Genomic DNA, 24,220 nt, shown 5'->3' with positions numbered 1-24,220 from the left:
AATGCCCCAAACGCCCCCGGGCATATCCCACCCCGCCCGTCGCTGCGATAATCTCCCCCAACGTCATACCCGGCGCGCCTCCCGCGCGCCGGCCGCCTGTTTCACCCCCCAAGTCATGCAAGGACAACATGGCATCGGATTTCCCCGACGAGATCGCGCCGGGCGCCCGTGATCTGCGGCTGCGCCGGGAGCGCGGCTTCTGGCGCTGGCAACTGGTGAAGTGGTGGATCCAGGGGCACGGAAAGGACGGCTACACGTTCAGGCTGCTGCTGGTCCCGCTCGTCCTGGTGTTCGTCGTGGTGTTCGGCCTGCTGCTGCTCGAACAGATCGTCTGCGCGCTGATCTTCAGCGCCGTGATGACGGTATTCCTGGGCGTCGCCGGCTTTCACGGCACGAAGCGCGAGCTGCTGCTGCGCTCCGCCGCGACGCGCGCGGTCACGAAGGCGCGCGCCAAGCAGGCCGCGGAGCGCTTTTCATCGCTCGGCGTCGGCGCGACGGTGCTCGCGATCTTCGTCAGCGCGACCTCGGTGTCGCTCGCGCTGTACGACCTGCCGCTGCTCGATACCGCGCTCAAGGATGCGTTCTCGATGTTCATCGCGCTCGTGTTCCTGCCGGTCTACGTGTCCGGCGCGGTGCGCAAGCTCGCGGTCGCGCGCATCGAGGAACTGGAGGCCTTGCGCAACGATACGGTCGGCGCGGCGCTGACGCGCGATCGCGCGGGCCGGGTGCGCGCGGTGGCGGTGGTCGGCCCGGCGGCCCGGGCGGAGGTGCCGGTGCGGGCCTATCTGATCCTGCGTTTCGAGCCGCCCGTCACGCAGTTGCTGGAACGCGAGGTCGACGGCGGCACGGCGGCCCGCGAAGCTGCGCGCCCGCCCGGCTAGGCCGCGTGCTTGCGCGCGGGCGGGCCGTCGACCGGCCAGCTCAATTCGAAGCGCGTGCCGCCGCCCGCGGGCTCGCAGCGGGTCTGCCCGCCGTGCGCGTGCGCGATCGCCGCGACCACGGCCAGCCCGAGCCCGCTGCCGCCCGAGCGCACGTTGTCCGCGCGCCGGAACGCCTCGAACACATGCGGCGCGAGTTCGGGCGACACGCCCGGACCGTCATCCTCGACGCTCAACCGACAGACGCCCCGCGCCACCCGCGTGCGGATCCGGATCGCGCCGGGGTCCGCGTGACGCCGCGCGTTTTCGAGCAGCGCGAGCAGCACCTGGCGGATCCGCACCGGATCGCAGCGCGTCGCCCGCGGATCGAGTTCCAGCTCCACGCGCTGACCGGCTTCGCGCAGCGGCGCCTCGAACAGCGTGACGACCGACTGGATGTCGGCGACGAGATCGGTGTGCTGTAGTTGCAGGTCGAGGTGGCCGCTTTCGGCGAGGCTGATCACGCGCAGGTCCTCGATCAGCCGAGCCAGCCCCTCGACTTGGGTCTGCAGGCTGCGGAACTGCGCGGGCTCGGGGCTGAACACGCCTTCCGCGAGCCCTTGCAGCCGGCCGCGCAGGATCGTGACCGGGGTGCGCAGCTCGTGGGCGATCGCCGCGTTCCAGAAGGCCTGCTCCCTGGTCACGCGCTGCAACTGGCCGGCCAGCGCGTTGAAATCGTCGGCGAGCAGGGCGATCTCGTGCAGCGAGCGGTCGCCCGCGATCGCGCGCGCGCCGAGATCGCCCTGCGCGACCCGGCGGATGCCCTCCGCGACCGAGTTCAACGGCACCAGGATCCGGCGCGCGAGCTTGACCGCGACGGCGACCGCCAGCGCGAGGCCGGCCAGCGTGGTCAGGCTCAGCCAGACCCATTCCGGGCCGGTCGGGATCAGCCAGTTGCCGTGCTCGGTGTAGTGGGCCGCCCAGTATTTGAAGGCCACGTAGTAGAACGCGGTCGCGGTCAGCACGACGAGCAGCGTCACGCCCACTGAAATCGCCGCCATCGACAACGCGATCTGGCGGCTCAGGCCATCCAACCTCATTCGGTGCTCCACAGCTTGTAGCCGACGCCGCGCACGCCCACCGGCACGCCCGTGACGCCCAGGTCGTCCAGTTTCTTGCGCAGCTTGCTGACGTGGCTGTCCACCGTGCGTTCCAGCGCATCGCCCTCCGGCAGGCAGGTCGCCATCAGCTCGGCGCGGCTGAACACGCGCTTCGGCGCGCGCGCCAGCTGCGCGAGCAGCTTGAATTCGGTCAGGGTCAGCGTGAGCGTGTGGCGCCGCGCGCCGACCTGCACGACGGCCTCGTGATTGTCCAGGTCGATCTCGAACGGCGCGGCGCGCAGGATGCGCTGCTCCGCCCGCGCGCCCGCCATCGAGCGGCGCAGCACGGCCTGGATCCGCGCGACCACCTCGGCCGGGTTGAACGGCTTGACCACGTAGTCGTCCGCGCCGATGCGCAGGCCCATCAGCTTGTCGAGGTCCTGGTCGAGCGCGGTCAGCAGGATCACGGGCGTGCTGCCGCGATGGCGGATCTCGGCGAGCGCCTGCCAGCCGTCCACCTCGGGCATCTGCACGTCCAGCAGCACCAGGTCGGGCTTGAGCGACAGGTGCAGGTCGAGCGCGCGGCGGCCGTCGGCCGCATGCACGCTGCGATAGCCGCTGCGCGCGAGATAGGCCGCGACGATCTCGGCGATTTCGGGCTCGTCCTCGGCGATGAGGATCAGCGCCTGGCCGTTCTGGGCGGCGTCGGACGGGGAATTGGGATCGGGCATGGCGGGGGCTTCGCGTTTCGGTTGCATCTCCATTGAATCTCCATATTAACGCAGAGGAAACCCCATCGGACCCGTTCACACTGGCGTCCGTGTTGAGCTGGCGATTGGCCGCCGGCAACCTGAGGAACCATTGATATGAAGAACGAACGACTATGCCGCACGGGCGGCGTATGCGCGCTGGTGGTCGCGTTGCTGGCGGGATGTGGACAATCTGAGCAGCAGGCCGGACCGGTCGCGGCGCCGGTGGCCGCGACCGAGGTGAGGCAGGCGCCCCTGCAAATCACCGAGGATCTGCCGGGCCGCGTGGCGGCCGTGCGGATCGCCGAGATCCGTCCGCAGGTGAGCGGCATCGTGTTGCGGCGGATGTTCGAGCAGGGCACCGAGGTGCGTGCGGGCCAATCGCTGTTCCAGATCAACCCCGCGCCGTTCAAGGCCGACATGGATACCGCCGCGGCCGCGCTGCAACGCGCCGAGGCCGCGCTCGCGCGCGCCAAGGTGCAGACCGCGCGCCTCCAGCCGCTCGTCGAGGCGGACGCGATCAGCCGGCAGGTGTATGACGACGCGGTGACGCAGCGCGACCAGGCCGCGGCCGACGTCGCGCAGGCGCGCGCCGCACTCGCGCGCCGCCAGCTCGACCTGAAGTTCGCCACGGTGGACGCGCCGATTTCCGGCCGCATCGATCAGGCGCTCGTGACCGAAGGCGCGCTCGTCGCCAGCACGGACGCCAACCCGATGGCGCGCATCCAGCAGATCGACCAGGTGTATGTGGACGTGCGCCAGCCGGCGGCGTCGCTCGAAGCGCTGCGCGACGAACTCGCCAGGCACGGCGGCGCGAACGACGGCCTGCCGGTCACGCTGCTGCGCGACAATGGCGAACCGTATGCGATGCGGGGCCGCATCCTGTTCTCGGGCGTCAACGTCGACGCCGGCACCGGCGACGTGCTCGTGCGCGTGCTCGTGGACAACCCGCAGCGTCAACTGCTGCCGGGCATGTACGTGCGTGCGCGGCTCACGCGCGCGAACTACAAGGATGCGCTCACGGTGCCGCAGCAGGCGGTGGTGCGCTCGGGCGGCAAGCCGCAGATCTGGACGCTCGACGCGAAGGGCAACGTGCACCTGAAGCAGATCGAGCTGGGCGAGCTGGCGGAGCGCCGCTACCGGATCCGCGCCGGCGTGCAGCCCGGCCAGAAGGTCGTGGTCGAGGGCATGGAGCGTCTCACCGACGGCGCGGCGGTCACCGCGAGCGACTGGACGTCGCCCGAGGCGGCCTCGGCCGCCCGGCACTGAATCACGGGGAGCACAGCGTCATGGCTCAATTCTTTATCCGGCGTCCGGTGTTCGCGTGGGTGATCGCGCTCTTCATCATCCTGATGGGGCTGATCGCGATCCCGCAGCTGCCGATCGCACGCTATCCGTCGGTCGCGCCGCCGTCCGTCACGATCAACGCCACTTATCCCGGCTCGACGCCGCAAACCATGAGCGACGGGGTGCTGAGCCTGATCGAGCGTGAGCTGTCGGGCGTCAAGAACCTGCTCTACTTCGAATCGTCGGCCGACACCTCGGGCGGCGCGCAGATCACCGTGACGTTCAAGCCCGGCACGGACCCGGCGCTCGCGCAGGTCGACGTGCAAAACAAGCTCAAGGCCGTCGAGCCGCGCCTGCCGCCCGTGGTGCGCCAGAACGGCGTGATCGTGGAATCGGCGTCGTCCGGCTTCCTGATGTTCATCAGCCTGCGTTCCGATTCGGGCCGCTTCAGCGAAGGCGACCTGAACGACTACATGGCGCGCAGCGTCGCGGAGGAACTGCGGCGGATCGAAGGCGTGGGCCGCGTGCAGCTGTTCGGTTCCGAACGCGCGATGCGCATCTGGGTCGATCCGAACAAGCTGATCACCTACGGCCTGTCGATGACCGACCTGACGAACGCGATCGGGCAGCAGAACGTGCAGATCGCGCCCGGCAGCATCGGCGCGAACCCGGCGCGGGAAGGCCAGCGCGTGACCGTGCCGCTGACGGCGCAGGGCCAGCTGTCGACGCCCGAGCAGTTCGCCGCGATCGTGCTGCGCGCCAACGCGGACGGCTCGAAAGTCGTGCTCGGCGATGTCGCGCGCGTCGAGCTGGGCTCGCAGTCGTACAACTTCGTGAACCGCGAGAACGGCACGCCCGCTTCGTTCGCGGCGGTGCAGCTGTCGCCGGGCGCGAACGCGGTCAAGACCGCGGACTCGATCCGCGCGCGTCTCGTCGAGATCGGCAAGGCGATGCCGTCCGGCATGACCTACTCGGTGCCGTTCGACACCTCGCCGTTCGTCAAGATCTCGATCGAGAAGGTGCTGCACACGCTGATCGAGGCCATGGTGCTGGTGTTCCTCGTGATGTACCTGTTCCTGCAGAACGTGCGCTACACGCTGATCCCGGCGATCGTCGCGCCGGTGGCGCTGCTCGGCACCTTCACGGTGATGCTGGCGACCGGCTTCTCGATCAACGTGCTGACCATGTTCGGCATGGTGCTCGCGATCGGCATCATCGTCGACGACGCCATCGTGGTCGTCGAGAACGTCGAGCGCCTGATGGCGGAGGAAGGCCTGTCGCCGAAGGAGGCGACCATCAAGGCGATGAAGGAGATCACGGGCGCGATCATCGGCATCACGCTGGTGCTGACCGCCGTGTTCATTCCGATGGGCCTCGCGAGCGGCTCGGTGGGCGTGATCTACCAGCAGTTCACGCTGTCGATGGCGGTCTCGATCCTGTTCTCGGCGCTGCTCGCGCTGACGCTGACGCCGGCCCTGTGCGCGACCATGCTCAAGCCGGTCGAGCCGGGCCACCACGAGAAGCGCGGCTTCTTCGGCTGGTTCAACCGCCGCTTCGACCGCCTCACGCACTGGTATGAAACCCGCGTCGGCCGCCTGGTCGGCCGCGCGGGCCGCGTGATGCTGCTGTTCGTCGCGCTCTGCGGCGCGCTGGTGATCGGGTTCCGCATGCTGCCGTCGTCGTTCCTGCCGGAAGAAGACCAGGGCTACTTCATCACCAGCTTCCTGATGCCCGCGGATTCGACGAGCGAACGCACCTCGGACGTGATGGGGAAACTGGAGAAGCATCTCGCGTCGCGGCCGTCGATCAAGGCGAGCGTGTCGGTGATCGGCTACGGCTTCTCGGGTTCGGGGCCGAACGCCGCGCTGAACTTCAGCGTGCTGAAGGACTGGGACGCGCGCAACGGCGCGACCGCGTATGACGAAGCGTTGCGCGCGCAACAGGCGATGGCCGGCGTGACGGAAGGGATGGTGATGAGCCTGATGCCGCCCGCGATCGACGAGCTGGGCAACAGCGCGGGCTTCACGATGCGCCTGCAGGATCGCGCGAACCAGGGCAACGCGGCGCTCAAGGCGGCCGAAGCCAAGCTGCTCGAACTGGCGGCGCAAAGCAGGATCGTGACGGGCGTCTATCCGGACAGCCTGCCGGCGGGCACCAGCATCCGGCTCGACATCGACCGGCAGAAGGCCGAAGCGCTCGGCGTATCGTTCACGAGCATCAGCGACACGCTGTCGGCCGCGATGGGCTCGACCTACGTGAACGATTTCCCGAACGCGGGCCGCATGCAGCAGGTGATCATCCAGGCCGATACGTCGGCGCGGATGCAGCTCGACAACGTGATGAAGCTCTACGTGCGCAACGCGAGCGGCGGCATGGTGCCGCTGTCGGAAGTGGTCCAGCCGGTGTGGACGGAAACGCCGCTGCAGCTGGTGCGCTTCCAGGGCTACCCGTCCGCGCGGATCTCGGGCACCGCGGCGCCCGGCTATTCGAGCGGCGCGGCCATGGAGGAGATGGAGCACCTGGCCGAGCAGCTGCCGAAGGGCTTCACGGTCGCGTGGACCGGGCAGTCGCTGCAGGAACGCCAGTCGGCGTCGCAGGCGCCGATGCTGATGGCGCTGTCGATGATCGTGGTGTTCCTGGTGCTGGCCGCGCTGTACGAGAGCTGGTCGATCCCGCTGTCGGTGATGCTGGTGGTGCCGCTGGGCCTGATCGGCGCGATCGGCGCGGTGATGCTGCGCGGCCTGCCGAACGACGTGTTCTTCAAGGTCGGGATGATCACCGTGATCGGTTTGTCGGCGAAGAACGCGATCCTGATCGTGGAGTTCGCGAAGCAGCTGCGCGAGGAAGGCAAGGGGCTGATCGAGGCCGCCGTGCAGTCGGCCAAGCTGCGCCTGCGCCCGATCCTGATGACCTCGCTGGCATTCGGCCTCGGCGTGGTGCCGCTCGTGATCGCGACGGGCGCGAGCGCCGAGACGCAGCACGCGATCGGGACCGGCGTGTTCGGCGGAATGGTGACCGCCACCGTGCTGGCGATCTTCTTCGTGCCGGTGTTCTACGTGTTCGTGATGGGCATCCAGGAACGCATCGAAGCATGGCGCGCGGCGCGCAAGCCCGCCGCGCCGGGCCATGCACAGGAGGGTTGAGACCATGTCACGGCCTGTTCTTCACGTTGAGAAAAGAGTGGATGTCATGAGGTTGCTGATTCTTCCCATCGTGCTGGCGCTGTCGGCGTGTTCGCTGGCCCCGACGCTGGTCAAGCCGGACCTGCCGGTGCCGGCGGCCTATACGACGTCGGCGGGCGCCGCCGCGCCCGCGAGCCGGGTGCATGCGGCGGATCTGGGCTGGCGCGGCATGTTCGGCGATCGCCGCTTGCAGCGCTTGATCGAGCTGGCGCTCGAGAACAATCGCGATCTGCGGATCGCGACCTTGAACGTCGAGGCGGCGCGCGCGCAGTACGGGATCCAGCGGGCGGCGCGCCTGCCGTCGGTCGATGCGACGCTGAGCGGCTCGCGCCAGCGGACGCCGGCCAATGCCGATCTCAATCCGCCGGTGCCCGAGAGCATCCAGAAACAGGTGGGCCTGGGGATCGGGATCAGTTCGTTCGAGATCGATCTGTTCGGGCGCGTCAAGTCGCTGTCGGATGCGGCGTTTGCGCGTTACCTGGCGACCGACGAAGGGCGGCGCGCGGCGCAGATCACGCTGGTCGGGGCGGTGGCGGACGCGTATTTCGCGGAGCGCGCCGCGTTCGAGCAGCGGGCGCTGGCCGAGCACACCTTGGCGGACTGGCAGCAGTCGCTGGATCTCGCGCGGCGCCTGAAGGAGGCGCATCAGGCGAGCGGACTGGATATCGCGCAGGCCGAAGGGCAGGTGGCGAGCGCCGATGCCGATCTGGAAGCGCGCTCGCGCGCCGTGGAGCAGGCGCGCAATGCGCTGCGGCTGCTGGTGGGGCGCGAGTTGCCCACGGATCTGCCCGAGCCGATCCCGCTGAATCAGCAGCCGGTCATCACGCAGCTGCCGGCCGGCTTGCCGTCGGAACTGCTGTTCCGTCGGCCGGACATCCTGCAGGCCGAGCAGAATCTCGTGGCGGCGAATGCGGATATCGGCGCGGCGCGCGCGGCGTTTTTCCCGAGGTTGTCGCTGACGACGTCGCTCGGGTTCATCAGCCCGGCGATGGGAAGCCTGTTCGACGGCGATCATCGCACCTGGGCGTTTTCGCCGCAGGTGACGGTGCCGCTGTTCCAGGGTGGGCGGCTGCGCTCGGAGCTGCGGCTCGCGGAGGTGCGCAAGTCGAGCGCGATTGCGGAATACGAGCGCGCGATTCAGGTGGCGTTCAAGGAGGTCGCGGACGGGTTGGCCGGGCAGGAGACGTTCGGCCGGCAGATCAATGCGCAGACTCGGGTCGTGGTGAGCGCCGAACGGCGCACGACATTGTCGAACCTGCGTTATCGCGCGGGGGTCGAGGGGCGGCTGGAGTTGCTCGATTCGCAGCGGCAGCTGTATGCGGCGCGGCAGACCTTGCTCGATCTGCGGCTGGCCGAATTCAGTAATTCGGTTGCGCTTTACAAGGCGCTGGGCGGCGGGTTGACCGAGGCCGATCTGACCGCGTCGACGGATACGAAGCCCTGATTGGCGGGCGGCGCATGCCGCCGGTTTCGAGAGAAGGTGAGCGTTGGTGGTCTTTGGACAGGGAGTTCTCCTGTCCATTTTTTTTGAAGGTCCGGGACATGTCGCCGGCTGGGGCGCGCGACGCCGGCAAGCAGGGGCCGATAGCCTCGCGCGGCGGCCGATGCCGCCCGCGCGGCGCGACGTTTGTCATGGCCGGTCAGCGCTTGCGCGGCAGTGGGTCGGCGCCGCTTGCCCGAGCGGCAAGGTGTCGTTCGAACGGTCGATTCCTCCTGGAATCGCCGCGCATCGCGGGGGGCGCCGGACGCTTCACGTCGAGCCGCGCCGCTGGCGTCGAAAGAAGTCCCACAGCATCGCCGTTGCGTCGGGGCCCTTGTCGGAATGAAACGCTTCGCGAGGATCGCCGCCGCTCCACGCATGGCCCAGGCCTCGAACGATGCAAACCCGCACGACGAGCCGGCCGGATTTCAGGTAGTCCACATAGTCGGCTGCATCGCGGGTGTAGGTTCGCTGCTCGCCGACGCGCAACTCGCCTTCCGCATCGACCAGCCGGTTGAGCCGCGCAAATTCGCTGCTGAGTTGTTCGGCGTTGCGCTTCGCGACGACGGCGTCGAGTTCGCCGTGGACGATGATGGCGGGCATGCCCGGATAGCGGGACAGGTCGACGGACGCCTCGATCAGGCGCAGCGGATCGTCGTGACTGCCGTTGCGCATGATGCGCATGGCGCTCAGGGTGGAATCGGCCGCGCCGAACACGGGCGCCGAGTGCAGGCCCACGGCGGCGAACAGCGCGGGATAGTGGATCCCCAGCACCGTGGCGAGACCCGCTCCCGCCGAGATGCCCGCGAGATGGACGCGCTCGCGGTCGAAGCCGTGTTCCCGGACGACCGCCGCGACGAGCGAGGCGACGGCCGGCGCTTCGGCGTGCTCGGGATGCGCGTGCCAGTGCCAGCATCGATGAGGGTGCGTGGTTTTCGCCTGCTCGGGAAGCAGCACCGCGAATCCGGCGCGATCGGCGAGCTGGCAGATGCGTGTGCCGGCGGCGAACGATTCCACGGTCTGCCGGCAGCCATGCAGCATCACGACGAGGGGCAGCCCCGTCGGCGATGCCGCCGCCGCGGGCGGCAGATACAGTGCGTATGCGAGGTGATTGACGAGATGTCCCGCCAGCGGAGGCGCGGAATGAAACGAGCGGACCCACTGTCCCGCTGTCCGTATCGAAGGCGGGCGAGCCGTGCGTGGTGTGCCGACGCGCGGCGCGGCGACCGGGGGAGCGGTCTTGACCGTCGTCGGTTTGCGCGCGACGGCTTTCCGCTTTCCCGGCCGCACGCCCGTCAGGCTGGAGAGCAGATCGAGACCGCTGAGCCAGACGCTGGTTTTTTTCCTGGGCATGGGAGAGGGCGGTAAGGCGTCGATGTCACGCCGCGATGACGGGGTGCGCTCGAAGCCGCACGGCAACCCGCATACTAACGCGGGCCCGTATGCGGTGTGCCGGAGAGCGGCGGTGAGGCCTATTCGAGTCGTGCGTCGACGTTCAATCGACGGCCGCGCCGGAGCCGGGCGCGGATGCCGGGAACCCGGCGCACAGCCGCCATGAGGGTTTTCGGTAGAATCGCGGCAGCCCGGCTAAACAACAACGCGCAAACATGGCTCACGCTCACCGGTTTATCGGCGCTGTCCGCCGCAGCACCCTGCTTCTCGTCGCAGTCGGTGCGCTGTTCGCGCCGCTCGCGTCGCGCGCCGCCGATGCCGCGCCGCTCGGCCAACCCGGCGCGCCGGTGCTGGTGCCGATTCACCTGCCGGAAGGGATCGACCTGAGCCTGCCGGCGGATTGGCTGCTGCTGAGCGACTCCAGAAAGAATCGTCTGCAGCATGACGTGAGCGAAGCCGCGAACGGCATCGGCGAGCGCCAACTGGCCGCATCGACCCGCACCCTGCTTGCTGCCCGAACCGGCCCCGGGCCGACAGCGGCGTCGATGTCGATTCAATCCATCGATTTGGCGCCCGGCGCGGCGGATGTCGTGCGACGCGAGGCCCAGCAGGAACCGGAAGCCGTGTCGCGCCTGAATCAAGCGCATCTGCGAGAGGCGTTGACGGCCACGGGTGCCAGCTTGATCCGTTTCGACGGGACGAAGCTGGAGGCGTTCGACGGAAGACCTGCCCTGGTGACCCGCTATGAAAGAAGCAAGGCCGGCGAAGCGCCCAGGACGGTTCGCATCACGGCAGTTTTGACGGACCGCCGTCAGATCGTCATCACGCAGGGCTATTCAAGCTTGAACGGGGCCGAAGGCGCTTCGTTGATCGACAAGATCCGCGACACAATCAAGGTGACCGAGTAGGGTTCCGCGCCGCAGATCGCCGGACGGGGTGGTGCATGCCGCTTCGGGGCGTTGGAAAACGGGCGTATCGCGATGCGCGATGCTTCCGGGCAGGCTGGAGGTTTCAAGCGGTTCGTCTATCGTGATCGACGATCAACGCTGAATCGATGCGGCGTGTCGACGGCGTTTGATTGGCGTTATACGCGTTTGCGCAGCGGTTCGAGCAGGCGGGTCAGCCCGTTGTGGTCGATCTCGTGCATCAGGGCGAGCAAGCGGCCGATCTCGCCTCGCGGGAAGCCTTCGCGAGCCAGCCAATTGAGGTACGGCCCGGGCAGATCGGCAATGAGCCGGCCTTTGTATTTGCCGAAGGGCATGGCGAGGGTGACGAGGCGTTCGAGGTCTGGGGCTTGCATGGGCGTATTGTGCACGGATTTCCACTCCAGGATGTCCGGCATGGCGAGGCGGTTCTCATAGCCCGTGTGCGTTGACGCGGGCCGGCCTCCCCATCCTGCGCGGATGGTCAAAAATGCCATTCCTGCTGATGCATGAATTCTTCGAGATCGATACAGGGAATGCCGAAGTGGGCACAAACGTTGGGAATCTTTGCGGCATGCGGTTTCGGCGTCAGTGACGTGCTCGGCCGTGCCCATCCCTCTTCTGTCACAAGGGTTCCATCGCGAACCTTTGCGCATGCGATAACAAATGGATCCGCGACCGGCATGCCTTTCAAGCGTTGCTGTTGACCAATCAGCGCTTGAAAATGCCGAACCTGGAATATCGTCGCGACGAAGCGAAGCTCCTCGGCATTCGGGGTCAAGAAAATCGCGCGATGTTCCTTGGCCCAATTCAGCACGTCGTCGCTGATAGCCTGACGATCGAGTTCGTTCAGGACCTCACGAGTCGAAATCAACCGATTTTGCGAAACAAGTGCTTCAAGACCCTCCCAGATACGCTTGAAGACACGCGGGTAGAAGTGTTGAAGGGAGCGGATGGAAGTCGTATCGAAGACATAGGTCATGTCTCCGCCCCGTGCAGGACACGCTCTTCAAAGCCGGCGAAATTCCTGGGTTTGATGCCGAGGAAATCCGCAGCCTGCTCCAGGGTCAGTTGGTGCTGGTAGTGCCGGCCAACGACTTCCCGCGCAAAGCGATCGCTCACGTATGCGCCCTGGTTCAGATAGTAGCTGCCGCCGGCCCTCTCTTTTTTCTGCGACGCCCACTGGTCTGCCTTGTCGCGATAGAACGACGCACTGACGCGGCCCTGATCGAGCAGGCAGCGCAGAATGGCTTCGCGGCTCACGCCGTATCGGCCGGCGAGATCTGAAAAATCCCGCTCCGAAGCGGATTCGGCGTTGCCGGGGAGCATGGCCGCATGCCGCGAGAAATCCGCCGACGGAATGAGGACCTCGGCGGCAATGGCGTTGCAGAACCGCTCGATGTTCCTTTCGGCCTGCGGAAGATGATCGATGTAGCCTGGATCGAACTTGCTGAGACCGTTCACGCCGAGCAGTATGTGTGCAAGCTCGTGAAGCATGCTGAACGTTTGCCGGGTCTTCGTCGTGCCGTTGTTCAGGTAGATCAGCGGAAACGTATCGTCGATCAGGCAGAAGCCCGAAATATCTTCCTGCTTGAAGGAAGACTTGAATACAAAAACACCCGCCTCCTCGACGGCTTTTCTCCAGCGCTTCAATGCCAGCTCGTCGCTCTTCCATCCGGACTGCTCTTGCAGCGTGATCCCAAGGGCATCGCGGACGCGTTTTGCCTGCTCGACGATCGGGGCGAGTGGAGAAAGGCGGATCGCTTTCCAGACGGGCGCGTCTGCCGGGTTATGGCCGGCAAATACGTCGTCGAGCGACAGTTGGAAGGCGTGTGCGCGACGGATCTGGAGGTAGGTGTCGCGGGCAAGCGACTGCATGTCGCTCTGGGGAAGTGTTCGGAATTCGCGCTGCGGGGCGTGTTCCTCCGGCGGCGTCGGGAGAAAGAACACAGCCAAGGGGCGCTTGTAGACCTGATACGCGAGCTTTTCCAACTGGGCGTAAGTGGGCGCGTCGTATCCGGCCTCCCAAGCCGCGACATCGGCGGTCGCGACCTTGCACATGATTGCCGCGTCTTCGACTGAAAGACCGACCGTCTCTCTGGCCCATCGAAGCAATTCCGGCTGTAATCCTGCCACGGGTTCGCGTTTGGTCATCGTCGCTCCAGCACCGGGATGGCCGCGCTTTCCGCTTCGGCCCGAAGGACTCCATGTTACTCGCAGCAAGAATCGATGGGTACTCCGCGTATGCACGCGGATGAAGCGACGCCCTGCCACGAAGATGAATCCTCCATCTCCGATGGCATCGCATCGGTGGGTGCCGCGGCTGTTTGCCCGAATGGTGTCATCGGGACTGCGAACGTGCCTCTAGGGAAAAATCACGCTTAAAAATAGTAAATTTTCGCCGCGAAACCGAATCCCGCGACGCGCCAATCGATCCGCATCCGGATGCGCAAGCCGCTGCCGAACGCCGCGCATGCGCACCCGTCTCGTCGCCGCGCCTACTGAACCTCGCCCGCCTCCGCAAGCAACGCCCGCAGCACCGCCACCTCCGGCGCGGCAAGCGGCGCGAGCGGCGGACGCGGCGCTCCCACCGGAAGGCCGCGCAACGCAAGCCCGGCCTTCACCGTAGTCGGCAGCCCACCCTTCAGAATGAACTGCAACACCGGCAGCATCGCATAGAACACCTCTCTCGCGCGCGCCAGATCACCCTCGCGGCACGCGTCATACAAGCGCCTCGGCGCATCGGGCAACAGATTCGGCGCGGCCGTGCACCACCCGGCCGCGCCGGCCGCGAATGCCTCGAGCGCCAGCGGATTGCTTCCGTTGAAAAACGGCACGCGCCCGTCGGTCAGCTGCACGATCCGATGCATGCGCTGAATGTCGCCGGTGCTTTCCTTGATCATCGTCACGTTGTCGATCTCGCGCGCCAGCCTCGCGATCAACTCGGGCCGCATGTCGATGCCGCTCGTCGCCGGGTTGTTGTAGACCATGATCGGTACGCCGATCTTGCCCGCGATCGCGGCGTAGTGCGCGAAGATCTCGTCCTCGCTCAGCGTCCAATACGCGATCGGCAACACCATCACCGCATCCGCGCCGGTTTGCTCCGCGAAGCGCGCGCGCCGGATCGCACGCTGGGTCGTCAGGTCCGAAATGCCGACGATCACGGGCAATCGCTTCGCGACGCGCGTAATCGAAGCCTCGGCAACCTGTTCCCATTCCGCGTCGTCGAGATAGGCGCTTTCCCCGGTGCTGCCGAGCGGCGCGATGCCGTGCGAGCCGCGCGCGACGAGCCGGTCGATCAGCTCGCCGAGCGCGGGCAGATCCACGCCGCCATCGTGGCGGAACGGCGTGACGGGATAGGCGATGATGCCGTGAAAAGCAGGGGAGGTCATGAGGCGTACTCCTGTTCAGTGTCGAAATCGCATCAGTTCACACAGTCGCGATGCGCATCGCTGCGCAGCACCCGGCGCGCGAAATACCCGAAGGTCGCCTGATCGCGCTTCGGCGTGGAAATCCAGTCGTGCGCCTCGCGGCCCAGCTCCGGCGGAATCGGCTTCACCTCGCCCGCCGCCATCGCGAGCAGCTGCAACCGGGCGGCGCGCTCGATCAGCAGCGCCAGCCCGCACGCCTCCTCGACCGTGCGCCCGGTCACGAGCTGCCCGTGATGCGCCAGCAGGATCGCGCGCCGGTCGCCGAGCGCGCCGGAGATGATCTCGCCTTCCTCGTTGCCCACGGGCACGCCGGGCCAGCGTGCAAGGAACGCGCAGTCGTCGTGGAGCGGGCACAGATCCATCTGCGCGATCACGAGCGGCACTTCGAGCATCGACAGCGCGGCCACGTGCAGCGGATGCGTATGGATGATGCAGTTCACATCAGGCCGCGCGCGATAGACCCAGGTGTGGAAGCGGTTCGCCGGATTCGGCATGCCTTCGCCCGACACCAGCTTCAGATCCTGATCCACGTGCACGAGGTTCGACGCGGTGATCTCGTCGAAGCCGAGCCCGAAGCGCTGCGTGTAATAGGTGTCGGGCGTATCCGCCCGCGCGGTGATCTGCCCGGCGAGGCCGGAGTCGTGGCCCTGTTCGAACAGGATCCGGCAGGTCAGCGCGAGTTTCTCGCGCGTGGACCACGGCAGTTCGGGGACGACGGTGCGCATCTGCTGGTGCGCGGTGTCGATCAGTTCGGTCTTGGACAGCGTCAAGGTATTGGCCATCGAAAAACTCCCGGTATCGAGGGGGAAGGCGGGCCGGCGTCGCGGATGGGTGGGCCGGATGCCGGTGCGGAGAAGCCATCCTATGAAGAATCTGGATGATTAAAAACATCCAGATTTATAATTTTTACTGGTCCAGATGAGGAAGAGGGTACGGATGCTGCGCAACTGGAAGCTGCTGCTCAAGCCGGCGCGCGACGCCGACGAATCGATGCACGCGCGCATCGTGCGCGCGATTGCCGACGACATTCGCAGCGGCCGCCTGACGCCGGGCTCGGCCTTGCCCGGCAGCCGCGTGCTGGCCCAGGACCTGGGCGTGAACCGCAAGACGGTCGTGCTCGCCTACGACGAGCTGGCCGCGCTCGGCTGGATCGACACCGAACCCAAGCGCGGCAGCTTCGTGTCGTCGCGGCTGCCGTCGCGCGATACGGCGCGGCCGCGCGAGGACGCACCCGTTTTCGACGCGGGGCTCGCGAACGACGGCGTCGCGCTCGGCCGCGCGGCGATGCGCGCGACGGCCGCCGATGCGCCGCCGCGCGCGTTCGGCGACGGCACGCCGGACACGCGGCTCGTCGCGGTCGATGCGCTGTCGCGGGCGTTTCGTCATGCGCTGGCCGCGACGCGCGCGAATCCGCTCGGCTACGGCGACCCGCGCGGCGAGCCGGCATTGCGCGAGGCGATCGCCGCGATGCTGCGCGCGGAGCGCGCGCTGACGGTCACGGCGGACAATATCTGCGTGGTGCGCGGCAGCCAGATGGGCATCTTTCTCGCGGCCCGCCTGCTGGTGCGCCCCGGCGATACCGTCGCGTTCGAATCGCTCAGCTATCCGCCGGCGCGCGCGGCGTTCCTGTCGTGCGGCGCGTCGCTCGCGTCGGTCGAGCTGGACGAGCATGGCCTCGTGCCGGAATCGCTCGATGCGGTGTGCCGCAAGACGCCGGTGCGCGCCGTGTTCACGACGCCGCACCATCAGTTTCCGACCACCGTGACGCTGCCGGCCGACCGCCGCCTGAAGCTGCTCGACCTCTCGCGCCGGCATGGCTTCATGATCGTGGAGGACGATTACGATCCCGAGTTTCATTTCACGCACAACCCGGTGTTTCCGCTCGCGAGCATGGCGGCGCCCGAGCGGGTGTTCTTCATCGGCTCGCTGTCGAAGGTGCTCGCGCCGGGGCTGCGCATCGGCTTCGTGGTGGCGTCGAAGGCGGTGATCGAGCGCTGCGCCGCGCAGGTCATGCTGATCGACCGGCAAGGCAGCGCGCTGACGGAGCTGGCGTGCGCGGAGCTGATGGCGAGCGGCGAGCTGCGGCGGCACATCCGGCGCGCGCTGAAGACCTACGCGCAGCGCCGCGATCTGTGCGCGACGCTGGTCGAGCGCTGCTTCGGCGACGACGTGCGCTTCACGCTGCCGGCAGGCGGGCTCGCATTGTGGCTGCGCTTCGCCGAGCGCTTGCCGGTGCCCGCGTTCGTCGCGCGCGCGGCCGACGCGGGCATTCCGTTGCTGGCGGGGCGGCGCTTTACCGAGCGGGACGAGGACGTGCAGGCGATCCGGCTCGGGTACGGCAACCTCGATGAGCGCGAGCTGCGCGCGACGTTCCGGCGGCTGGGCTCGATCGCGCGCGCCGTGGCGGGGTGAGGCGCGGCGCGACGGACGCGGGACGGTTCAACGGCGGGTTTTCGACTGATTGAGCTGCACGGCGGCGCGGATGAGCGCTTTCAACGCCGTTTCATCGACCGCGTCGCTTTCGTGGAAATCGATCGCGCGGCGCGTGCTGCCTTCGGGGCTTGCGTTGAAAAGCCCCGCCGGATCCGGCAGCGCCGCGCCTTTCGCGAAGGTCATCTTCACGACGCGTTGGTAGGTCTCGCCGGTGCAGATCAGGCCGTCGTGCGACCAGACGGGCACGCCGCGCCACTTCCATTCCTCGACGACCTCGGGATCGGCCGCGTGGATCAGCGCCCGCAGCCGCGCCAGCAGCGCGCCGCGCCAATCGGCGAGTTCCGCGATGCGCGCGTCGATCAGCCGGGATGCGGACGACGGGTCTTGCGATGCGCTGCGCGTCATGGCTCTGTCTCCTCGTGCGTATGTGGCTCCGGCTCCGGACGACGGGCCGAGCGTCGATTATTCCACTACGGCGGCCGCCGCGCACGCCGTGCCTAGACGACGAGCCGCGAATGCCCGATGCCGCCGCCTTTCTCCACGCGGATCTGCGTGGCGATGCGCTCCTTGAGCCCGTCGACGTGGCTGATGACGCCGATCATCTTGCCGCTCGCGTTGAGCGCATCGAGCGCGTCGAGGGCGATTTCGAGCGTGTCGCCGTCGAGCGTGCCGAATCCCTCGTCGAGGAACAGGGAATCGATCGAGGTCCGGTGGCTCACGAGGTCGGACAGCGCGAGCGCGAGCGCCAGGCTGACGAGGAAGCTTTCGCCGCCCGACAGCGTGCGCGTGTCGCGCGTCACGTCGGCCTGCCAGCGGTCGACGATCTCCAGTTCCAGCTCGCCGCTCGGCTTGCGCCTGAGCAGGTAGCGCGCATGCAGGCGGTCGAGGTGACGGTTCGCGAGCATCAGCAGATGGTCGAGCGTGAGCCCCTGCGCGAACTTGCGGAACTTGTCGCCGCGCGCCGAACCGATCAGCGCGTCGAGATGTTGCCAGAGATCGGTGTCCGCGGTCTGCGCCTGGATCTGTTCGAGCAGCGCCTGCTGGCTGCGGCGCAAGGCGTCGTCGCGCGCGAGCAGGCCGCGCACGCTGCCGAGCTGTTCGTTCAAGCCCGCGGTTTCCTTGTCGAGCGCGTCGATGTGTTCGGTCAGCGTGTCGAGCGTCGCGTCGGTGCGCGCCTGCGCGCGCAGGCCGGCGAGTTTTTCCTGCGCGGCTTGCAGCAGCGCGCGCGCCGTCTGCTGTTCCCGTTCCAGTCCGTGCTTCAGTTCATGCAGGCGCTTGCGTTCGTCGGCGGGCAGCAGCGCGGCGAGGAAGGCCGCGTCGTCGGCGAAGGGGCTGGCGGCGCGTGCGGCGAGCCAGTTGGTTTCCGCCGTCGCGACCGCCGCGCGTTGTTGCGCGCGCGATGTCTCGAGTTGCGCGAGGCGGCCTTCGAGCGCGGTGACGTCGTGCGTGAGGGTGTCGATGCGCGCCGCGCAGACGGCGAGTGCTTGCGCGGGGTCGTCGCGCGCGTCGAGGGCATGCATGTCGGCCGGTTCGTCGTGCGCCACGGCCTGATCCGAACTGAACAGGTCCGCTTGCGGAGCGGACGTGTGAGTGCGCGCGCGCCAGTCGGCGAGCTGGGCGCGGGCGACCTCGCACTGGGTCTGTTGCCGCGAACGCGCTTGCGCCAGCGCTTGCAGGCGCTGCTGGGTCCGCTGCCATTCCCGCCATGCGTCGTCGCGTTCGCGCAGCCAGACGTCGGGATCGTTCGGCAAGGCGTCGCGGGCGAGGTCCGCTTCGGCGAGCGAGGTCAGCAGGGCGGCCTCGTCGCGCGCGTGCGCGGCGCGCAGGTCGGCCAATTCGCGTCCAAGACCGTCCAGCCGCTCGGTCAGTGCCTGGATCGACTGCGTGTGCAGCGCATGCGCGGAGCGTGCCTGTTCGAGCGCCGCGACGTTGCCTGCCTCGGCCTTGCGTGCGCCGTTCAAGGTCTCTTCCGCCTGCTCGACGGCGTCGAGCGTGTGTTTCAGCGCGTCCGTCGCGCGTTCCGCCGCGGTTCGGCCCGTGGCGATCCGTTCGCCGTGCCGCCAGTCGTCCGGCGCGAGCGAGCCGTCCGGCGTCAGCGCGGCGCGCGAGGTGTCCCACTCCTGTTGCGCGGCGGCGAGTTCGGTCAGCAGGGCCGTTTGCTGCGCGCGCTGCTGGTCGTGCGTCGCGCGACGCGCGGACAGCGCCTCGGCGTGCGCGCGGACGTGTTTCTCGGATTCGAGCCGCTCGGCGGTCAGCGCCTGCAACGCGCGCTGGGTCGCCGATACGTCGAGCTTGCTGTATGCCGAGATGGCCGGGTGCTCGGTCGCGCCGCACAGCGGGCATGGCTTGCCCGATTCCAACCGGTCGCGATGCTCGGCGAGGCTGCGAATCACTTGCTCCTGTTCGAGCAGGGTCTGTTTGTCCGTCACCTGCGTGCTCAGTCGATCGAGCGCCGCTTGCCGCTCCGTCAGTTGCCCCGCATGCACGGCGATCTCCGCCTCGCTCGCGGCCAGGCGCGACGCCAGCGCGTCGCGATCGGCTGCGCGGGCACGTTGCCGCGCGGCCAGCGCGTCGAGCTTCTGCCATGTGCCGCAAGCAAGCTGCGCGGCTTGCCAGTGCTGTCGCAAGCCGATCAGCGTGCGGCCGGCGAGGCGCTGCTCCTGCGCGGCGTGCAAGTCCCGCACGCGCGCATCGGATGCGGCGCGCGCCTGCTCGGCCTGCTGTAGTCGTGTCTGGTGCTGAGCGAGCGCGTCGTGCGCCGCCGTGCGTTTGCGTTCCAGCTCGGCCCGGGTGTTCGCGCGCGCGTCGAGATCGGCGCCGCGCGCCGCGCGCTGCGCGAACTGCTGCCGCCAGGCGCCGATCCGTTCGCCGAGCGTCGCGCGCTGCGCGTGCGTCGCGCACCATGCATCGAGTTCGCGCTGTTCGGCGTCGAGCGCCTGCAACTGCGTTTGCGCGAGCCGGTCGACGCGTTCCGCGAGGTTGACCGCCGTCACATGCGCGCGGCGCAGCGCGGCCGCTTGCGTATCCCGTTCCTGCCGACGGACGGCAAGTTCGCTGTCCGTGTGCCGGAACGCGGCGTCGGCCTGACGGAGCGCCTCGTGGCCGGGTCGCAGCGCTTCGGCGGGATCGCTGGCCGCCAACGTCGCGAGCGCGCCGGCCGATGCGCCGAGCGCCGCGTCCGCTTGCGTCACGCGCGTCTGCGCCGTGTCGGCGGCGGCGCCGGTTTGCGTCAGGTCGAGACGCCATTGCCGATGCTCGCGCAAGGTCGTCGTCTGCCCGGCGAGCGTGGCGAGCTGCTGCGCGACCGTGCCGAGCGCCTGCTGCATCGCGTCGCGCTGCTCGGGCGCGAGCAGATCCATGCCGTCGGCCTGCGCGCGCAGGTGTTTCAGTTTTTCGCGCGCCGCGCCGGTTTGTTCGTAGACGCGCCGCGAAATCTCGCCATAGATTTCGGTGCCCGTCAGTTCTTCGAGCAACTCCGCGCGATCGTTCGCGGTCGCGTTCAGGAAAGCCGCGAAGCCGCCTTGCGCCAACATCATCGAGCGCGTGAAGCGCGGGAAGTCGAGGCGCGTGATCTCCGTCACGCGCTTGAGCTTTTCGCTGACGTGGTTCGTCAGGATCGCGCCGTCGCCCGTGGCCGGATCCACGCGCGACAGCTCCACGCGCGGCGCTTGCAACGCGCCGTCCACCTTGTCGCGCGCGCGGCGCTGGCTCCAGAACGCGCGATAGACCTCGCCGTTCACCTCGAACTCCACTTCCGCGAGGCAGTCTGCCGTGTGCCGCGTCATGATGTCGTTCGCCGATTGCGAGACGGTCTTCAGGCGCGGCGTCTCGTGATAGAGCGCGAGGCAGATCGCGTCGAGCAGCGTCGACTTGCCCGCGCCGGTCGGGCCGGTGATCGCGAACAGGCCGTTGTCGGCGAATGGCGGCTGCGTGAAGTCGATGCGCCATTCGCCGCGCAACGAATTGAGATTCTTGAGACGCAGGCTGCGGATCTTCATGCCGCCCCCGCTTCGGTGTCCGCCACGATCGACCGGTAGCGTTCGGTCAGCGATGCGCGCAAGGCGTCGTCGAGGTTTTCCTGCGCGAGCCGGCGCGCGAACACGTCGTGCGGATCGAGTTCGTCGAGCGTCACGCCCGCGTTGGCGTCGAGCCGCGCGGCCGCACTGCCGCGTTCGCGGCGGATGCGCAGCACCTCCAGCGGCTGCCCGTCGGTCAACGCCTGGATCCGCGCGGGAAGATCGGACAGGTAGTCGTCGTCCGCCACCGTGATTTCGACCCAGGCGGGCCGCTCGGGCGTCGCCTCCCGCGCGATGCGCGGCAGCGCGTCGGCGATGGCCTTCAGGTTGCCGCGCAGCGGCACGAGGCGCTGGAACACCGGCACCGGCAGCGGTGTCGCGGAGCGGAAGCCGGTTTCATCGAGGTCGACGAGCAGAACTTCCTTTTGTTGCGCGGCTTCGTCGAAGCTGAGCGCGATCGGCGAGCCGCTGTAGCGCAGGTGTTCATGTCCGCCCACCTTTTGCGGACGATGGATGTGGCCGAGCGCGAGATAGTCGACGGGCGGGAAGGCCGCGGTCGGGAACGCGTCGAGGGTGCCGACGTAGATGTCGCGCACCGATTCGGTCGCGCTCGCGCCCACCGTCGTCAGGTGGCCGGTGGCGATCAGCGGCAGCCTGCGGCCGGTTTCGCGCGAGAGCGTGTCGCGCAGCGTTTGCGCGGCATCGAAGGTGGCCTGATAGTAGCCCTGGATCGCGCGCAGCAACTGTTGCTGCTTGTCGGCGGCGCTCTGGCCGAATGCGCTGTGCATGACGTCGCGCGCGCGGATGAACGGAATCGCGCAGACCACGCAGCCGGGTTCGCCCTGCCGGCCCGCGCCGCGTCGCGGCAGGACGCGGACTTGCGCCTCGGGCGCCTCGGCCGACGGCACGACGCTGGCCGACAGGCATTCGAGCAGCGCGCTGCTTTCGCGCAGCGTGGCGACGGAATCGTGGTTGCCGCCGAGCAGCAGCAGCGCGACGCCCGCTTCGTGCAGGCGCACGACGAGCCGGCTGTATAGCTCGCGCGCATAGCTCGGAGGCGTGCCGGTGTCGAAGATGTCGCCGGCGACGATGACCGCGTCGACCGCGTGCGTCTCGACCTGGGCCAGCAGCCAGTCGATCAGCGCCTGATGTTCCGCCTGGCGGCTCTTGCCCATGAAGTTCTGGCCCAGGTGCCAGTCGGAGGTGTGGAGGAGGCGCATGGTGGGAGGGGAATGAATATCGGTTGGGCGAATGGTAACGGATCGGCGCAGTGGGCGAGGGACGGCGTGCGGCGGATGCGTCGCGTGCGCCGAGGCGGGTCGCCGCTCCGATATCGCGCCGGGACTCGACGGCGTCGGTCCGACGGCTGCATCGAGGCGTCGAATGTAGGAAGCAAGGCCGTATCCGGAGCCGAAGGCTTTCTCATTGCCGACAAATCCGATCGCGCCCATTTCAATCCGCATTGCCCCGACGGCGGAGGACATGCGGCCCGGCCATCCCACCTATGGCCGCGACGAATTCGATCCGTGCATCGATGTCGATTTCTCCTGGGATGAGCCGAAAGACCACGCATATCGAGATCGCGGTGCGCGGCCGGAATCGCTTGGCTTGCCGGGGTCCGGTGCCGGAGCGGCTGCGGTCTCCTGGCGGCGTTCGGACGACGCCATTCGCCACCCGCGCGACCGATCACGACGGCGCGACGCGTATCGGCCGGGGTTCATCATCGAACGCGCAAGGAGAGATCAGATGCGCATCGGCATGCCTGTTTACGACGACGTCGACATGCTCGACGTGACGGGCCCTTGCGAAATGTTCGGCTGGGGCGGGATCGAAATCGCCATCCTGGCCGAACGGACGGGTTTGCGGCGCTTTCGCAACGGCTTCGGTTTCCAGGTGGACAAGGCGCTGTCCGATGCCCGCGACTGCGATGCGATCTGCGACGGGATGCGGTACTACGTCGACATCACGTCGCATGCCGCCCGGCTGCGCAGTGAAGCCATGCTCCGGGATCGGCAACTCATCGTTTCGATCCGCCCGCAACGGCCGCTTCCTGTTGGCGTGAGCCTTCATGTCGGCCGGGTGTGCGTGTGCGCGGAGGCGCTCGACGGGCGAAAGGGCGCGTTGTCGCCGGACCGTGGAGGCGATCGCGAAGCACGCTGACGTCGCGCCTCGCCGGCGAGGGCGGCGGCGTGCGCCCGGCGCGCGATGCCGCCGCTCATGTCGCGTGCGCGGACCGTCCGGCTTCCGCGATCTCCTGTTCGATCAACGCCACGAGCGCGGGGCGCGCGGTGCGCTCCGTCGTCACGCCGGCCACCGCGAGCGCGAGGGGCGGCACGTAGTAGACCACCGTGCCCCAGAACCCCGCATGCGAGTAGCAGGTCATGCCGCCGATCGTTCCCACGAACACGCCAAGCCGATACGCATTCGCATCGGCGTGCGAACCGGGCCGCAGCATTTCCTCCAGCGTGCCCGCGTGCTCGAACACGCGGCCGTCGAACAGGTCGAGCGTCAGCCCGGCCAGATCCCGCGCGGACATCACGAGTCCGCCGCCGCCGTAGAGATCCATCGTCGCATTGGCGTCCGTCATGTCGACGCCGTTCAGGAATTGCCGCGCACGCGGCTCGATCGCGGGCGGCGCGGGCTCGACGCACTCCCACCACGTCGAGCCCAGTTGCCGCGCGTCGAGGCGCAGCGCCTGCCGCACCGCCGCCGCGAGCGAGGCGCCCGTCACGCGTTCGAGGATGTCGCCGAGCAGCACGTAGCCGGTATCGGAATAGCTGAACTGCGCACCCGGCTCGCTGCGCGGGCCGGCGGCGCTACCGAGCGACAGGCGCACCTGCTCCTCGCGCGTCCACGCATGCGACGGGTCCGTGAGCAGGGTCTCGACGAAGCGCGGATCCTCGCCGTGGTCGTACAGCCCCGCGCTGTGGCTCAACAACTGCCGCACTGTGATCGCACCGGTGCGATAGCCGCCCGCATCGAGCAAGGCGACCAACTCGGGGCTCGCCAGTGTCGCGATCGACGCATCGAGGTCGATCGCGCGCTGTTCCCAGAGTTTGAGCGTCGCGGCCGCGACGAACATTTTCGTATTGCTGGCGACGCGCAGCGGCGTGTCGACGCCGAGCGGACGGCCGGTGGACGCATCCGCCGCACCGGCGGCCGCGCTCCAGTTCGCGGATGCGCGCCGGCTCGCGACGCATACCGCCATCGGCGTGCCGGCCCGGGCGAGCGCGGCTGCGATCGTGGCTTGTCTCAAACGATTTCTCCTCGGAACGGTTCAGCGATCGGCCGGCGCATGCGCGCCGGACCGCGGCGATTTCAGATGGATTCCCCGCGGGGGCGATCCGCCATCGCGCGTGTCGTGTGGTGA

Annotated in this window: 19 protein-coding genes; 7 read left to right on the top strand and 12 right to left on the bottom strand. The window is 68.2% G+C overall.

The window, feature by feature from the left end; all coding sequences use genetic code 11:
* Positions 1-128 precede the first annotated feature (128 nt).
* The gene (locus Bsp3421_RS03680) at positions 129-881 is read left to right on the top strand and encodes a hypothetical protein (protein WP_273996989.1); all 753 of its coding nucleotides are present in this window, start codon (positions 129-131) and stop codon (positions 879-881) included.
* Here Bsp3421_RS03680 and Bsp3421_RS03675 read toward each other — a convergent pair.
* Positions 878-1,957: an ATP-binding protein gene (locus Bsp3421_RS03675; protein ID WP_273996988.1), complete on the bottom strand. Its 1,080-nt coding sequence runs from the start codon at positions 1,955-1,957 to the stop codon at positions 878-880. The two genes, Bsp3421_RS03680 and Bsp3421_RS03675, sit on opposite strands and share 4 nt — an antisense overlap.
* Positions 1,954-2,688, bottom strand: coding sequence for a response regulator (locus tag Bsp3421_RS03670; protein ID WP_273998440.1), 735 nt, complete (start codon positions 2,686-2,688; stop codon positions 1,954-1,956). Before Bsp3421_RS03670 ends, Bsp3421_RS03675 begins: the two co-directional genes overlap by 4 nt.
* Before the next feature lie 135 nt (positions 2,689-2,823).
* Here Bsp3421_RS03670 and Bsp3421_RS03665 point away from each other — a divergent pair, with 135 nt between their 5' ends.
* From Bsp3421_RS03665 to Bsp3421_RS03655, 3 genes are read left to right on the top strand one after another with little or no spacing between them, the layout of a single operon-like run.
* Positions 2,824-3,975, top strand: coding sequence for an efflux RND transporter periplasmic adaptor subunit (locus Bsp3421_RS03665; RefSeq protein ID WP_273996987.1), 1,152 nt, complete (start codon positions 2,824-2,826; stop codon positions 3,973-3,975).
* A gap of 20 nt (positions 3,976-3,995) precedes the next feature.
* Entirely contained in the window at positions 3,996-7,136 is a 3,141-nt protein-coding gene (locus Bsp3421_RS03660) for a multidrug efflux RND transporter permease subunit (protein WP_273996986.1), read from the top strand.
* A 46-nt stretch (positions 7,137-7,182) separates the two neighbouring features.
* A complete protein-coding gene (locus tag Bsp3421_RS03655; RefSeq protein WP_273996985.1) occupies positions 7,183-8,619 on the top strand; it encodes an efflux transporter outer membrane subunit in 1,437 nt (478 codons plus the stop codon).
* 306 nt (positions 8,620-8,925) lie between these two features.
* Here the strand turns inward: Bsp3421_RS03655 and Bsp3421_RS03650 are convergent, their stop codons facing one another.
* Entirely contained in the window at positions 8,926-10,008 is a 1,083-nt protein-coding gene (locus tag Bsp3421_RS03650) for an extracellular catalytic domain type 1 short-chain-length polyhydroxyalkanoate depolymerase (protein WP_273998439.1), read from the bottom strand.
* A gap of 254 nt (positions 10,009-10,262) precedes the next feature.
* On the opposite strand from Bsp3421_RS03650, the gene Bsp3421_RS03645 reads away from it, so the two are divergent.
* A complete protein-coding gene (locus Bsp3421_RS03645; protein WP_273996983.1) occupies positions 10,263-10,955 on the top strand; it encodes a hypothetical protein in 693 nt (230 codons plus the stop codon).
* Between the two features lie 176 nt (positions 10,956-11,131).
* On the opposite strand, the gene Bsp3421_RS03640 is transcribed toward Bsp3421_RS03645, so the two are convergent.
* From Bsp3421_RS03640 to Bsp3421_RS03620, 5 genes are all read right to left on the bottom strand, one after another.
* A complete protein-coding gene (locus tag Bsp3421_RS03640) occupies positions 11,132-11,347 on the bottom strand; it encodes a DUF3820 family protein (protein WP_273998437.1) in 216 nt (71 codons plus the stop codon).
* Between the two features lie 107 nt (positions 11,348-11,454).
* Positions 11,455-11,952 carry a PIN domain-containing protein gene (locus Bsp3421_RS03635; protein ID WP_273996982.1) on the bottom strand — a complete coding sequence of 166 codons (498 nt, stop codon included), beginning with the start codon at positions 11,950-11,952 and terminating at the stop codon, positions 11,455-11,457.
* Entirely contained in the window at positions 11,949-13,124 is a 1,176-nt protein-coding gene (locus Bsp3421_RS03630) for an ImmA/IrrE family metallo-endopeptidase (protein WP_273996981.1), read from the bottom strand. Before Bsp3421_RS03630 ends, Bsp3421_RS03635 begins: the two co-directional genes overlap by 4 nt.
* Before the next feature lie 344 nt (positions 13,125-13,468).
* Positions 13,469-14,362, bottom strand: coding sequence for a dihydrodipicolinate synthase family protein (locus Bsp3421_RS03625; protein WP_273996980.1), 894 nt, complete (start codon positions 14,360-14,362; stop codon positions 13,469-13,471).
* Positions 14,363-14,394: 32 nt separating this feature from the next.
* A complete protein-coding gene (locus Bsp3421_RS03620; protein WP_273996979.1) occupies positions 14,395-15,183 on the bottom strand; it encodes an aldolase in 789 nt (262 codons plus the stop codon).
* A 154-nt stretch (positions 15,184-15,337) separates the two neighbouring features.
* Between Bsp3421_RS03620 and pdxR the strand changes: the two genes are divergently transcribed.
* On the top strand, positions 15,338-16,813 hold the full coding sequence (pdxR, locus tag Bsp3421_RS03615; protein ID WP_273996978.1) for a MocR-like pyridoxine biosynthesis transcription factor PdxR: 1,476 nt from the start codon (positions 15,338-15,340) through the stop codon (positions 16,811-16,813).
* A 27-nt stretch (positions 16,814-16,840) separates the two neighbouring features.
* Here pdxR and Bsp3421_RS03610 read toward each other — a convergent pair whose 3' ends face one another.
* From Bsp3421_RS03610 to sbcD, 3 genes are all read right to left on the bottom strand, one after another.
* Positions 16,841-17,239 carry a DUF1801 domain-containing protein gene (locus Bsp3421_RS03610; RefSeq protein WP_273996977.1) on the bottom strand — a complete coding sequence of 133 codons (399 nt, stop codon included), beginning with the start codon at positions 17,237-17,239 and terminating at the stop codon, positions 16,841-16,843.
* Between the two features lie 92 nt (positions 17,240-17,331).
* Positions 17,332-20,832, bottom strand: a complete 3,501-nt coding sequence (locus Bsp3421_RS03605; protein ID WP_273996976.1) for an AAA family ATPase — start codon at positions 20,830-20,832, stop codon at positions 17,332-17,334.
* Positions 20,829-22,070, bottom strand: coding sequence for an exonuclease subunit SbcD (gene sbcD, locus Bsp3421_RS03600; protein WP_273996975.1), 1,242 nt, complete (start codon positions 22,068-22,070; stop codon positions 20,829-20,831). The genes Bsp3421_RS03605 and sbcD overlap by 4 nt, the downstream gene beginning before the upstream one ends.
* Positions 22,071-22,275: 205 nt before the next feature.
* On the opposite strand from sbcD, the gene Bsp3421_RS03595 reads away from it, so the two are divergent.
* A complete protein-coding gene (locus Bsp3421_RS03595) occupies positions 22,276-23,010 on the top strand; it encodes a DUF7868 domain-containing protein (protein WP_273996974.1) in 735 nt (244 codons plus the stop codon).
* Between the two features lie 55 nt (positions 23,011-23,065).
* Here Bsp3421_RS03595 and Bsp3421_RS03590 read toward each other — a convergent pair whose 3' ends face one another.
* Positions 23,066-24,106, bottom strand: coding sequence for a serine hydrolase domain-containing protein (locus tag Bsp3421_RS03590; protein WP_273996973.1), 1,041 nt, complete (start codon positions 24,104-24,106; stop codon positions 23,066-23,068).
* Positions 24,107-24,220 lie beyond the last annotated feature (114 nt).

Source organism: Burkholderia sp. FERM BP-3421 (genome assembly GCF_028657905.1).
Taxonomy (GTDB): domain Bacteria; phylum Pseudomonadota; class Gammaproteobacteria; order Burkholderiales; family Burkholderiaceae; genus Burkholderia.
This window is presented reverse-complemented; position numbering and strand designations above follow the sequence as displayed.